The organism is Streptomyces sp. NPDC020898 (genome assembly GCF_044333925.1).
Lineage (GTDB): Bacteria > Actinomycetota > Actinomycetes > Streptomycetales > Streptomycetaceae > Streptomyces.
Window position 1 is genome coordinate 169,651 of record NZ_JBIRRV010000002.1, and the last position, 12,562, is coordinate 182,212.

The 12,562-nt window shown below is 72.8% G+C and carries 8 protein-coding genes; 2 read left to right on the top strand and 6 right to left on the bottom strand.

Annotated elements, in window-relative coordinates:
* Positions 1–118 precede the first annotated feature (118 nt).
* The gene (locus tag ACH4TV_RS08690) at positions 119–1,693 is read right to left on the bottom strand and encodes a serine/threonine-protein kinase (RefSeq protein ID WP_398395689.1); all 1,575 of its coding nucleotides are present in this window, start codon (positions 1,691–1,693) and stop codon (positions 119–121) included.
* 155 nt (positions 1,694–1,848) lie between these two features.
* Here ACH4TV_RS08690 and ACH4TV_RS08695 point away from each other — a divergent pair, with 155 nt between their 5' ends.
* Together ACH4TV_RS08695 and ACH4TV_RS08700 are read left to right on the top strand one after the other, a co-directional pair.
* A complete protein-coding gene (locus ACH4TV_RS08695) occupies positions 1,849–2,592 on the top strand; it encodes a Mut7-C RNAse domain-containing protein (RefSeq protein WP_398395691.1) in 744 nt (247 codons plus the stop codon).
* Positions 2,593–2,857: 265 nt separating this feature from the next.
* The gene (locus tag ACH4TV_RS08700; protein ID WP_398395693.1) at positions 2,858–3,901 is read left to right on the top strand and encodes a YbhN family protein; all 1,044 of its coding nucleotides are present in this window, start codon (positions 2,858–2,860) and stop codon (positions 3,899–3,901) included.
* A 12-nt stretch (positions 3,902–3,913) separates the two neighbouring features.
* Here the strand turns inward: ACH4TV_RS08700 and ACH4TV_RS08705 are convergent, their stop codons facing one another.
* Genes ACH4TV_RS08705 through ACH4TV_RS08725 form a run of 5 tightly spaced genes read right to left on the bottom strand, consistent with a single transcriptional unit; the run spans position 3,914 to position 12,558 of the window.
* Complete coding sequence (locus tag ACH4TV_RS08705; protein ID WP_398395695.1) at positions 3,914–5,056, bottom strand: class I SAM-dependent methyltransferase; 1,143 nt, start codon at positions 5,054–5,056, stop codon at positions 3,914–3,916.
* Positions 5,053–6,267 (bottom strand): glycosyltransferase, encoded by a 1,215-nt coding sequence (locus tag ACH4TV_RS08710; protein ID WP_398395697.1) that lies wholly within the window; start codon positions 6,265–6,267, stop codon positions 5,053–5,055. The genes ACH4TV_RS08705 and ACH4TV_RS08710 overlap by 4 nt, the downstream gene beginning before the upstream one ends.
* Complete coding sequence (locus ACH4TV_RS08715; protein ID WP_398395699.1) at positions 6,264–7,100, bottom strand: alpha/beta fold hydrolase; 837 nt, start codon at positions 7,098–7,100, stop codon at positions 6,264–6,266. The genes ACH4TV_RS08710 and ACH4TV_RS08715 overlap by 4 nt, the downstream gene beginning before the upstream one ends.
* 2 nt (positions 7,101–7,102) lie before the next feature.
* Positions 7,103–7,423: an acyl carrier protein gene (locus ACH4TV_RS08720; RefSeq protein WP_398395701.1), complete on the bottom strand. Its 321-nt coding sequence runs from the start codon at positions 7,421–7,423 to the stop codon at positions 7,103–7,105.
* The gene (locus tag ACH4TV_RS08725) at positions 7,420–12,558 is read right to left on the bottom strand and encodes a beta-ketoacyl synthase N-terminal-like domain-containing protein (protein WP_398395703.1); all 5,139 of its coding nucleotides are present in this window, start codon (positions 12,556–12,558) and stop codon (positions 7,420–7,422) included. Before ACH4TV_RS08725 ends, ACH4TV_RS08720 begins: the two co-directional genes overlap by 4 nt.
* Positions 12,559–12,562 lie beyond the last annotated feature (4 nt).

The window sequence follows — 12,562 nt, forward strand, 5'->3', positions numbered from 1 at the left end:
GACCTGGAGGGAGCCCACCGCGTGCCGCTGTTCGGCTTGGCGCCAGGGGTCCTCCAAGCGATTCCACTCTAGACCCTCTGTGATGCTGATCACAGAGGGTCGATGGCTCGTGGCCTTCTCACGCCCGGGGCCGGAAGTACGCCCCTGTCGACTGCTCCCCGCTGACAGTCGCCACGCACCGCATGACCCGGAGTCCGTCGGCGTACTCGGACTGCGAGGGCGGGATCACGTCGATGGTCCAGCGGTCGGGGCCGATCTTGAGTGCGTCGCCGCGTCTGGACTCGGCCAGCACCTCGCTCGAACAGAGTCTGCGCACGTCGGGGTGGTTGACCAGTTCCTTCTGGTTGTTGGTCATCCCGTCGGACGGGAGCGGGGCGATCGCGAAGGTCTCCCACGGGTGCTCCACCACGCAGTCGGCGCGGTTCACGGCGACGATGCCGACGGTGACGACCATGCCGCCCCAGCACTCGGCGGTCGTGGTGCAGCGGCCGTCCACCCCGGCGACGACGGTCGCCGGACAGTCCTCGGTCGTCGTGGGTACACCGAAGCCCGCGTTCTGGGCCTGGACGGTCCCGCCCGTCCCGGAGGCGGAGGCGGAGGCGGAGGCGAAGGCGCTGGGTCCGGCGTTGGGCGCCGCGGTCGTCGCGGGCGGCAGGTACTGGTACGCCACCGTCCCGCCCGTACCGACGAAGGCCACCGCCACGATCCCGACCGTCACCCGCACGCGCCCCTTCCGCCGACGGGCGGCCGGCGGCACGGCGGTGGTGGGCAGGGCGACGGGCGGAGACCCGGTGAAGGTGACGGGGTGCGGCGCGAAGTACCGGCCGCTCGTCGCGGGCACCGCGGCCCCCGCCCCGCCCCCGGCGCCCGGATCAGCCAGGTCTACGGCGGCCAGCGCGTCCCGCAACGCCGCCGCGCTCGGCAGCCGGTCGGCCGGGTCCGGGGCCATGGCGTGGCGGAGGACCTCGGTGAAGCGTGGGCTCACGCCGGGCAGGTCCGGCAGCGGCCAGGTGTGCCGCACGATGACCTCCGCTATGCCGAGGCTGCCCTCCTCCGGGAAGTGCGGGGGCCTGCCGTGCACGAGGGCGTAGATCGTGGCGGCCAGGGAGTAGACGTCCCCGGCGGGCGTCGGATCGGCCAGCCGGAACGCCTCCGGCGGGGCGTACGCGGGCGTCAACGCCTCCCGGGTGACCGACAGTTCCTGGCCCGCCCGGGGCATCGCGGCCAGCCCGAAGTCGGCGAGGCCGACGTTTCCGTACCGGTCGATCATGATGTTGCCCGGCTTGATGTCGCGGTGCAGCACCCCGGCGGCGTGGGCCGCGGCCAGTGCGTCGGCGATGCGCACCCCGATGTCCCGCGCCTCGGCGGCCGGGAACGGACCCTGCCGGTGGAGCCGGTCGCCGAGCGAACCGCCGGGGCACAACTCCAGGACCATGTACGGGCGGCCGTTGTCGAGCACCCCGGCGTCGTACACCGCCACCACATGCGGATGGCCCGACAGCTGACCGGCGGCCGTGACCTCGCGCAGGAACCGCTGCCGGTCGCGGTCGGTGGCCAGAACCCGGCTGTCCATCTTGAGGGCGACCTCGCGGCCCACGGCCAGTTGGTGCGCCCGGTAGACAGTGGCGAACCCGCCCTGGCCGAGAACCTCGACGACCTCGTAACCGGGCACGCCCGTACGTTCGAACTGCATGCTGCCGTGTCCCCCAGCGAAACCGTCTGCCCCCGGTGTTGAGAGCGCCGACAGTAGTCCACGCCACCGACAGCGGCCGGAGAGCCCGCCCCCGTCGGCGTCCGTGGCCGGAAACTGCCGGGCGGGGCCGACCCGGTCGGTGACATGCTGGCAAGGTGAGCAGACCGGAGATCGTGATCAGTTTCGCCCCTGACCTGCGCCTTTTCGTCGCCGCCGAGCGACGCGCGGGGCGCACGACCGTGGTCACCGACGGTTCGTCCTCGCTCGGGCACGTGGTGGAGTCGCTGGGCGTACCGCTCACCGAGGCCGGACGGCTGCTGGTCGACGGCCAGGAGGTACCGGTGTCCCATGTGCCGCGCGCCGGCGAGACGGTGGAGGTCGCCGCCGTCGTCAGACCCCAACCGGTGCCTGGGGCACCCCTGCGGTTCCTCCTCGACGTCCACCTGGGCACGCTCGCCCGCCGACTCCGGCTGCTGGGCATCGACGCCGCGTACGAGAACGAGGACATCGGCGACCCGGCCCTCGCCGCGTTGTCGGCGGCGGAACAGCGGGTCCTGCTCTCCCGGGACCGTGGCCTGCTACGACGCCGGGAACTGTGGGCCGGCGCGTACATCTACAGCGACCGCCCGGACGACCAACTCCGCGACGTCCTGGACCGGTTCGCGCCCGCCCTCGCCCCCTGGACACGGTGCACCGCCTGCAACGGCCGGCTGGCGGAGGCCGACAAGGAGACAGTCGGGGCGAAACTGGAGGACGGCACCCGGCGTACGTACGACGTCTTCGCCCAGTGCGCCGTCTGCGAACGCCTGTACTGGCGGGGCGCCCACCACGCACGCCTGGAGGCGATCGTCGAGGGCGCGGTGCGCGAGTTCGGCGGGGCGGCGGGTCTGTCGGTGTGATCACGCCCCCGTGCCGCCGCTCCTGGACGCCACCAGTGTGATCCGGCTCACGATTGAGGCATCGACCGGTGGTGGCGGGGGGAGACTCCGTAAATAAAGATGCAGGCATCATTTGTGTCACCCGTCCGCCCTCACCCCTTCTGTTCCTGGACACCACCCCGTCACACGGACTGGGAACGCTCCTGCTGTCCCGCTTGCCTCGCTCTTCACATCCCCCCGTTCGCCCCGTTCCGCGTGGGCGCCACGCGGAAGGACGACGCGCGCTGTGTCCTCGTTGCCCGTAGTTCCCATAGCCCCACCCGCTCCGATGGTCCCGGTCCCTCTCCAGGGCGCCGCGGACTGCTCCTCTCAGGTTTCCCGCTTCCGGCGGTTCCCCGGTGCCCGGCACGCTCGCCGGGTGCTCTGTCTGCTGCCGCTCCTGCTCATCGGGGTGTGGGCGGCGGACAACTGGCGGGTGCTGCACGACGGGGCCCGGCGGCTCACCACCGCCGATCCCGGGTGGCTGGCGATCGGGGCCGCGTTCACGCTCCTGTGCTGGGTGTCCGCCGCCTTCGCCCGGCAGGGGGCGATCCCCGAGCGGCTGCCGCCCGGGCTGCTGCTTGCCTCGCAGTTCGCCGCCGGCGCCGCCAACAACGTCCTTCCGGCCGGACTCGGCGCCCACGCCGTCACCCTGCGCTTCCTGACCGGCCGGGGTATCCCGCTGGCCCGGGCGACCGCGTCCCTCGCCCTGTACTCGCTGGTCAAACCGGTCGCGAAGCTCCTGGTGATCCTCGTGCTCCTGGCCACCTTCCCGACCTCCCTGGGTACCGCCGACCTCCTCCCGGACGAGGGAACACTGCTGCCCGTCGCCGGGGCCGTGGCCGGCGTCGGGGTCGCCGTGACCCTGGTGCTGGCCCTCGTACGCCCGTTGCGGCGCCCGCTGATCGACGGTCTGCGCACCGCCCTGACCGACGCACGGCTGCTGCACACCCGGCCCGCCCGGGTCGTCGCGCTCTGGGGCGGTGCCGCGGGCTTCTCGCTCTGCCAGGCGGCGGTGCTGGCCTGCGTCGGGGCCTCGCTCGGCCTGCCGGTGCCGTGGCCGGACGTGCTCTTCGCGTATCTCGCGGCGAGCGCCGCGGTCGGCGCCGTACCCGCGCCGGCCGGGATCGGCCCGGTGGACGCGGCCCTGGTGTTCACGCTGGCCGCGATGGGCGCCCCGCTGCCCCTGGCCGCCGCGACCGTCGTCGGCTTCCGCGTCCTGACGGTCTGGCTGCCGCTGCTGCCGGGCGCCCTCGTCCTGTCGGCGCTGGTGCGCGCCAAGGTGTTGTAGCGCGCTTCGGGCTCAGTCCCGCCGCGCCACCAGGCGGTACGCGTTGGAGACGCCCAGGCGGTGCGAGACCGGCCGGACGGCGAAGCGGTCCAGCAGTGTGCCCAGGATGAGGGCCGGGACGCCGGCCAGCAGCAGGGCTCCGCGCAAGGTGCGGCGCAGGGCGTTCGGTGGGTGCGGGAGCCACGGGAGGTTGTCGCGCGGGGCGGTGTTGTCGAGGGCCAGCCAGGTGGCGGCGAGCAGGTCGACGGGGTCGTGCGGCTCGGCGTGCTGCTCCAGGACGACGGTGAAACCGAGGTCGGTGAGCCGTTGCCGCAGGTTGGCGACGGGGACGAAGTGCAGGTGCTGGGGCTGGAGCCAGGGCAGCCACCAGCGGCCGAGCAGCCGGGCGTAGCGGCTGTCCGGGTCGGGGACCTCGATGACGAGGTGTCCGCCGGGGCGGATGGCCTGCCGCGCGGCCTCCAGTTCGAGCGGGGGCTCGGTGCTGTGCTCCAGGTAGTGGAACATGCTGACGACGTCGTAACGGGCGGCTAGTTCGGGGGCCAGCTCGGTGAAGCTGCCCCGGTAGCCGCGCTCGACCCGCCCGGCCCGCTCGGCGAGTTCGGCGCCGTCGGTGAAGTCCAGCCCGTCGAAGGTCGTACCGGAGTGGACACCCCGGGCGGCCTCGCAGAAGTGACCGTGCCCGGTGCCGACGTCGAGCCAGGTCTTCGGCGCGTCGTCGAAGGGGAGCAGGGCACGGGCGCGCTGCTCGTACATTTTCGTCCGGCTCGCGAAGGTGTTGCCGAGCTGCTTCTCGCCGAGTCCGTCGTAGAAGTCACGGTAGTAGAACTCCAGGCCCGCGCCGTTGAGCCGGGGGTTCTGGAAGGTGTGCCGGCAGTCCTGGCAGCGGTCGAGCACGAACCGTCCCGGCTTGTGCTGGAGCAGGTCGGTGGTCCGCAGCCGCGTCTCCAACCGGACCGAGCCGCACCAGGGACAACTGGTGCGCGGGGGTTCGAAGAACCGGTCGAGTCCGTCGGCGAGATCGTCCTGGTAGGCGGGGCGGAGGGCGGCGACCTGCTCGGTACGGCTCGGAGCCTGTTCGGCTTCGACCTCGACCTCAGGCTTCACTTGCGGTTGCACTTGTGGCTGCGGCTGTGGCTCGTGCTCGTCGTCACTCATGCGGTCTCCTCGGCAGGCGTAGCGATGGCCAGTTGCTCAAGATGGGTTGCCGCCGCTGAGGCACCCCCCGCGGCCCGGAACGCGGTACGGATGCGGCCCGCCGCGACCCGGTAGCCCGGCTCGTGCAGTACGGCGTCGATCGCGGCGCCCAGTTTCGGCGCGGTGACCCGCCCGAACCGCACCCGGATGCCCGCCCCCGCCTCGGCCACCTGCCCGGCGACCACGGGCTGATCGTCCCGGATCGGCGCGACGACCAGCGGAACCCCGTGCCAGAGCGCCTCACACACGGTGTTGTGCCCGGCATGGCAGACGACGGCGTCGACCCGTTCCAGGAGCGGGAGTTGGGGGACGAAGGGCACGATCAGTACGTCCTTGTCCTCACCCTCTGCAGCACCCTCTGCAGCGCTTCCGAGTACGCCCGCCGGATCGACGATCACCGTCTGCATCCGGTCCGCTCGCTCCACCGCGGCAACCTGACACCCCGTCAGAAATCGTGCGCCGACGTCGGTGTTGGCGGTGCCGAGGGTGACCAGGACGGTGGCGCGGGCGGGGTCGAGCCAGGCCCAGGGGAAGCCGGGCGGGGCGGGGCGGTCGGCGATCGACGGGCCGACGTAGCGGATCTGGTCGCCCGTCCGGGCGTCCGCGCCGACGAACTCCGGTGTGCTGAAAGCGAGTACGAGGTGCGGGGAGAACCGCGGATCGGCGCGACGGGCGGGATCCCCGATTTTCCCCCGCAGCCCGCCGAGCAGCTCGTCCAGCCACTCCGCCACCTTGGGCATGCCGGACAGTACGTCGGTGAACTCGGCCGAGGTGGTGGCCGAGGTGGCCCAGGGCACGCCCAGCCGCTCGGCGACGAGGCCTCCGGCGAGGGCCTGTTGGTCGGCGACGACGACGTCCGGCGCGAACTCCCCCACAGCGGCGGCGACTCCGGGTGCCATCTCCTCGGCGAGCGGGGCCAGGAACCCTTCCCAGAGGAACTTCAGCGCCTCGGGTCCCCGCATGTCCGGCGGCCGTACGCCGTCACCGGAGCCGGGGACGGGCCCCGCGCACGGGAAGACGGTGGCGTCCTCTCCCGCGAGCCGCCGAACGAGCCCCGGGTCGGCGCACGCCCAGGCCGACTCGTGTCCGCGCACGGCGAGTTCGGCGGCGACACCGACGGCCGGGTTGATGTGCCCGACGAGCGGCGGCACGACGAACAGGAACCGGCTCACCGCGCTTCCGCCGCCCCCGCCAGCTGAACCGGGACACCGGCACCGGCACTGTGAATGAGCGACAGGATGTGCCCGCCCACCGTCCCCGACGCCTCAACCAGCACGGAGTGTTCGTGACCCGGCACGACGACGGTCCGGCAGTCGGGCAGCACCGACTCCAGCCAGGGCACCAGTTCGGCGAGGTCCGAGTCACCGCCGTACACGCCAAGGACCGGGCAGCGTACGGAACTTATGTCGTCCTCGGTCAGTACACGGCTGGCGGGGATGTCCTGGGCGAGGGTGGTCTCGCGGGCCAGCCGGGCGGCTCCCTTGGCGAGGCGGGCGGTGTTCTGGCTGCGGTTGGCGGTGATCCAGGCGATGGCGTCGGCCTCGTTGTGGGCGAGTTCGTGCATGACGCGGCCGAGGATGCCGTCAAGCTTGCCCGCCCAGGCGGCAGTTGCCGGTTCCGACTCGATGAGGGAGACGCTCGCCGCCCGCTCGGGGTGGCGGGCGGCGTATCCGAACGCGACTGTCCCGCCGTACGAGTTGCCGACGAGATGGACCGGGCCGGTCACCTCAAGGCGGTCGAGGAGGGCCTCCAGGTCGTCGATGTTGTCGTCGAGGGTGTAGCCGGTGGCGGGGCGGGTGGAGCGGCCGTGGCCGCGCAGGTCGTACATGACGACGTCGATGCCTGAGGCGGCGAACGCCGGTGCCACGGTGAAGTAGTAGCTGGCCAGGCTGTCGGTGAGCAGACCGTGGACCAGTACGGCGGTGGCGGTGACGGGCCGGTCGCCGCGCGGGCCGATGCGCTGGGCGTGCAGTCTGAGGCCGCCACCGATGTCGACGATCGCCATGGTCAGCCCGCCTCCGCCGCTTTGAGACTGGCGACGACGTGCTCGACGAGCCGCCCGACGGTGAGTTCGATGATCTCGTCGAACTCCATCCCGGCCAGGAACTCGGCGAAGTTGACCCGGTTGCCGTACTTCTCCTCCAGCAGCCCGGCCAGCGTCACCAGGTCGATGCTCTCCAGCTCCAGGTCGCGGTTGAAGGTGGTGTCCATACGGATCTCGACGTCGTCGAGGCCGTACTCGTCGAGGAGGGCCGCGAGCATGCCCGCGATGTCGGCGAGCACCGCCTCCTCGCCGACCGTTCCGGTCCTTTGCCCGTTGAGGCTCATCGCTCCAACTCCCTTTTACTTGTTGCTGCGACTTCTACGGCTTCCACGGCCGATCCGGTCGTCCAGGCCACGACGTACTCCCTGTCCGGCAGTCCGGGGGGATTGCCGGTCCGTTCGCAGTGCACGGTGTAGGCCGGTGCGAGTCGGCCGGCGACCAGCAACCTGTCGGGCGCCAGTACCTCCCGCACCGCGAAGTCCCTTGGCCTGCCCGCGAATCCGGTGCCCTCCGCCTTCGCGACGGCTTCCTTGGCGGCCCAGAAGCGGGTGAACCAGAGCGCCTCCTCGGACTCGCCATCAGCGGTGGACTGGGCACGCAGCAGGGCGAGTTCGGCCAGGCCGAGGGCGGTGGCCAGGGTCGAGGCGGGCCGCTCGACGACTTCCTCGATGTCGATGCCGGGACCTGTGCCGGGGGCGGAACCGGGCCGGTGCGGCCGGACGATCGCCACCCCCGCCTCGGCCGAATGGGCGAGCGAGATGTCCAGCGGGGGGAGGATCCGACCGTGCACTCCGGTGACGTACGGCCGCCCAAAGTCGTCGTTGTGCACCTGGAGCTCCGCCGGGAACACGTCCCCCTCGCCCTCCTGCTCCCAGAGCCACCGCCGTACGGCGTCCTTGGCGGCGATCCGGCCGAGCAGCCACTGCCGACGACCGCGCGGCGCGTGCCGCTCGTACTGCGAACGCTCGTTCCCGCCAAGGGAGTTGCGCATGATGAGGTCGCGCGAGGCGAGGTCGGGCCAGCGTTCGTGGAGGAGCGCCCAGCCGCCCGGGCGGGCCTCGGAGAGGGTGTTGCGCTCGGGGAAGCGTTCGACAGGCTTGGTCTGCGGGTCGTTGTCGAAGCGCCGGTCCTGCCAGCCGCTCAGCACGGCCCAGACCTGGCCGTCGACGGTGAGTTGGACGTCGGCTTCGAGGACAGTGTCGGTGAGTGAGGTGATCCGGACGAAGCAGTCGACGTCGGTTCCGGGGGCGGGATGCGGCCCGTAGAACCTCATCTCCCGCATTCCCACCGGAAACACGACCGTCCGCTCGGTGCGCGTCGCCATGATCCAGTAGCCGAGGATCTGTCCGACGTTGTCGAGGAGCGAGCCGGGCGCGGGCGGGGTCGTGATGACTCCCCGTACGTGCGCCTCGCCGATCGCGGTGAGTTCGGTGACCCCCTGGAACGCCGGGCCGTGGAACATCCAGCGCTCGGCATAGAGCTGGGCGGCGGTGTGGTCGGGGGTGCGTTCGGTGGTGGGGTCGGTGGGCCAGGGGGTGGGGCGGGCCGCCGACTCCGGGTAGGCGGGGGCGAGTTCGACCGTGGCTCGGGCTCGGGGGCCGAAGGAGACGGCGCGGTGGGTGGGGGTCGCGGGGACGGGGGTGACGGTCACGTCCACGTCGACCGGTGGGGTGGCGGTGAGCCACTGGTCGAAGCGGGCCGCGTGGACGGCTACGGGCAGTTGCTCGGACTCAGGTCGGGCCGACTGCTGGGCCGCTTCCATGATGAGCTGCACGATCGTCGTCGCCGGGACCACCGGCCACCGGTCGGCCACGTCCGGCCAGCCGGGGCGCTGCGGGAAGAAGCAGTGGTCGAGGAGGTACGGCATGGTGTCCGGGGATACGTGGACCGTGGTGCGCCAGGGGGGTGGGGCGTCCTGGGCCGCCGGGGGCGATGGCGGTGCCGGGGGGATCGGTCGACCGCCGTGGGTGGGGAAGCCCGGGGCGTGGTGAGGTACGGCGGTCGGTGGGGTGGGGGGCGCCGCGGCTACTCCGGTGGGCGTGACAAGGGCCTGCGGAGAAGCCCCGGCCGGCGTCACGGAGGCCCGCCGGGAAACCCCGGTGAGTGCGGTGCCGACCGGGCCGGCCAGACCGGTACCCCCGGCGGGCCCGCCCGAGCCCGGAACGGAGCCGTCGGCGTGGGCCGCGGCGGAACCCGGACGGCGACGGCTCGCGCCGATCAGCTCAGCGGCGGTGTCCGCCGTCTCCCGCAGCAGCGCGCCGAGTTCGGCGGCGGCGGGGAACCGGCCCGCGAGCGCGTCCAGCGACGATATCGGCCCGGCGGTGCCGATCGGCGACCTCGCGGTAGCCGATGACTCCGAGGCACCCAAAACCCCAGCAGTACGGGCCCGTTGGGCCACCTCCGACCCCGGCACCCGAGGGTTCGCCGGAGCGGGACCGACGCCCGGCAGCGCGCCGGCGGCCGAAGCCGAGACCGCGCTCTGAGGCCGCCCAGCGGACAGCTCCGCGCGCAGTCGCGTGAGCGTCTCTTCGTCGAAGGAGACCAGGGCGCCGCCCAGGTCGAGCCGAACGGGCGGACGGGTGGACGGCCGGTTCCCCCGCACGGAGGCCGTTGCGTGGGCCGGATCCGTGGAGCGGTCGGGGGAACCGGCAGTGTGGGGTGCGGAGTTGCTCAGGGCGCCGCCGAGGACGGGACGAGGCAGTGCCGGTACCGTCTCCCGCCCCGCGACCCACAACGCCGTAGCCACACGCCGGAGTTGGGCCAGGCCGTCGCGGTGCGGGGAGTTGGCGGGGACGACCAGATGATCGCGGCCCGCCAGCGTGTCGCCGATGAGGGAGCCGAGCTGCCCCGTGCCGACCTGGAGGAAGGTGCGGTGTCCGGCCGCGTACAGGGCCTCGACGAGCTGCCGGAAACGCACCGGTTCCAGCAGGTGCCGTACGAACAGCTCACGTACCGCCACCTCGCCCGCCGGGAAGGGCGCCGCCGTCGTCCCCGACCAGACCGGAACCGTCGGCGGGTGGATCCGGAAGCGGTGCGCGGCCTCCTGGATGGGGGCGAGGTAGGGCGCCAACATGGGGGTGTGGAAGCCGGATTGGAAGGGCAGCACCTGGCTGAGCACACCCCGGGCACGGAACGCCCGTACGAACTCGTCGACGGCTGTGTCGGGGCCGCACACCATTGACTGGCCCGGCGCGTTGTCGTGCGAGAGCACGATGCCGGCGTCCGCCCAGCCCTCCTCGGCGAGCGCCGTGAGTACCCGTTCGGCGGGCGCGCCGATCACCCCGAACGCCAGCCCCGGGACGGTGACCGAGTCGGGGTCGAAGGTCGCCATGAAGGCGCCGACCTCGTCGCCGTCGTACAGCCCGGCGGCCGTCATGGCGGTCCATTCGCCGACGCTGTGCCCGGCCACGGCGTCCGGGACGACGCCCATGCGGCGCAGCGCCCGGTCGAGCAGCAGCCCGACCCCGACGACCCCGAAGCCGTGCCGGCCCACGTCGCCGACCTCGGCCCGTTCACCGGTCGGGAGTACGTCGGACAGGCCGAAGTGGGCGGCGATGTCGTCGACGCGGGGCTCGAAGTCCCCTTCGAGGCCGGGGAAGACGAAGGCCAGCCTGCCCAACTCGCCGTTTTCGCCAGCGAGTAGCGACTCGGGCCGGAACCAGACGTCGCTACGGCCGTGCCACGCCCGTCCCTTGGCGACCGCCCGGCGTGCGAGCGTGAGCCGCTTCGCGGTCGGGTCGACGATGCCGAGCCGGGCGCGTCCGGCCTGCGGATGTGTACGGGTGGGGTCGAGACCGGCGGCGAGTACGGTCGTGTCGTCCGCGTCCAGGAGGGCGGCGAGGCCCTCGGGGTCGTCGGCGGCGAGCCGCAGTACACGCTCGGGCTCGACGACGGTCACGGTCGCGATCACGGCCGCCGGTGACCCGGGGGCAGCCACCCGCCTGGCCCGTGCCCCCGGCGCCTCCTCCAACACCACATGTGCGTTGATCCCGCCGAACCCGAACGCGTTGACCGCCGCCCGCCGTACCGGCTGTTCGGCCGTCGTCTCCCAGGGTGCCGCCTTGTCCAGCGGGCGGAAGCGGGTGGCCGCGAGGGCGGGGTTCGGGTCGTCGCAGTGGAGGGTGGGGAGGAGCATGCCGTGGTGGACGGCGAGGGCCGCCTTGACGAGACCCGCGACCCCGGCGGCGGGCATGGTGTGCCCGATCATCGACTTCACGGAGCCGATCACCGCCGTGCCCTCGCCGCTCTCGCTTTCCGGCGACCCGAACACCTCGGCCAGCGTGGCCAGTTCGGCCGCGTCGCCGGCGGGGGTCGCCGTGCCGTGGGCCTCCAGGAGGCCGAGGGAGCCGGGCCGGGCGGGGTCGAGTCCGGCGGCCTGCCAGGCCTGGCGTACGGCGTGGGTCTGGCCGCCGGGGTCGGGGTTGACGAGCCCGGCGGCGCGGCCGTCGCTGGCCACGCCGGTGCCCCGGATGACGGCGTAGATCCTGTCTCCGTCGCGCTCGGCGTCCGCGAGGCGCTTGAGGACGACGACGCCGGTGCCCTCACCGATCAGGATGCCGTCGGCGCCCCGGTGGAAGGGGCGGATGCGCTGGCTGGGCGAGAGCGCGCGGAGTTGCGAGAAGACGCTCCACAGGGTGATGTCGTGGCAGTGGTGGACCCCGCCGGCCAGCATCAAGTCGCAGCGTCCGGACGCCAGTTCGCTCACCGCCTGGTCCACGGCCACCAGCGAGGAGGCACAGGCCGCGTCCACGGTGTACGCCGGTCCGCGCAGGTCGAGCCGGTTGGCGACCCGGGACGCGGCGAGGTTGGGCACCAGTCCGATCGCCGACTCGGGGCTGTCGGGACCGAGCCGGTCCGTGAACGCGGCGTGGATGCTGTCGAGTTGGGCGGGGTCCAGGTCGGGCAGCAACTCCCCGAGTGTGCGGACGAGTTGACCTGCCGTACGGACCCGCTGGTCGAGCCGGACAAGGCCAGGGGTGAGGTAGCCGCCCCGGCCGAGGACGACGCCGATGCGGTGCCGGTCGGGCAGCCAGCCGTCCAAGTCGCCATGCCCGCCCCTGCCCCTGCCCCCGCCTTCCGCGTCGGCGAGGGCGGCGGCGGCCACGTTCAGCGCGATGAGCTGGTCGGGCTCGGTACCGGCAACGGAGTTCGGCATGATCCCGAACCGGGTGACCTCCACCTCCGCCAGCCCGTCCACGAACCCACCGCGCCGGCAGTACACCTGATCGGCGACGGCACGGCCACCGGCGGAGTCCGGCCGGTAGTAGGCGTCGGAGTCCCAACGTCCCTCGGGTACCTCGGTGATGGCGTCCGTACCAGCGAGCAGGTTCCGCCAGTAGGCGTCGAGGTCGGCGGCGCCGGGAAGCAGCACCGACATGCCCACGATGGCCACCGATACTTGTGCATGACGGTCCGTCATGTCC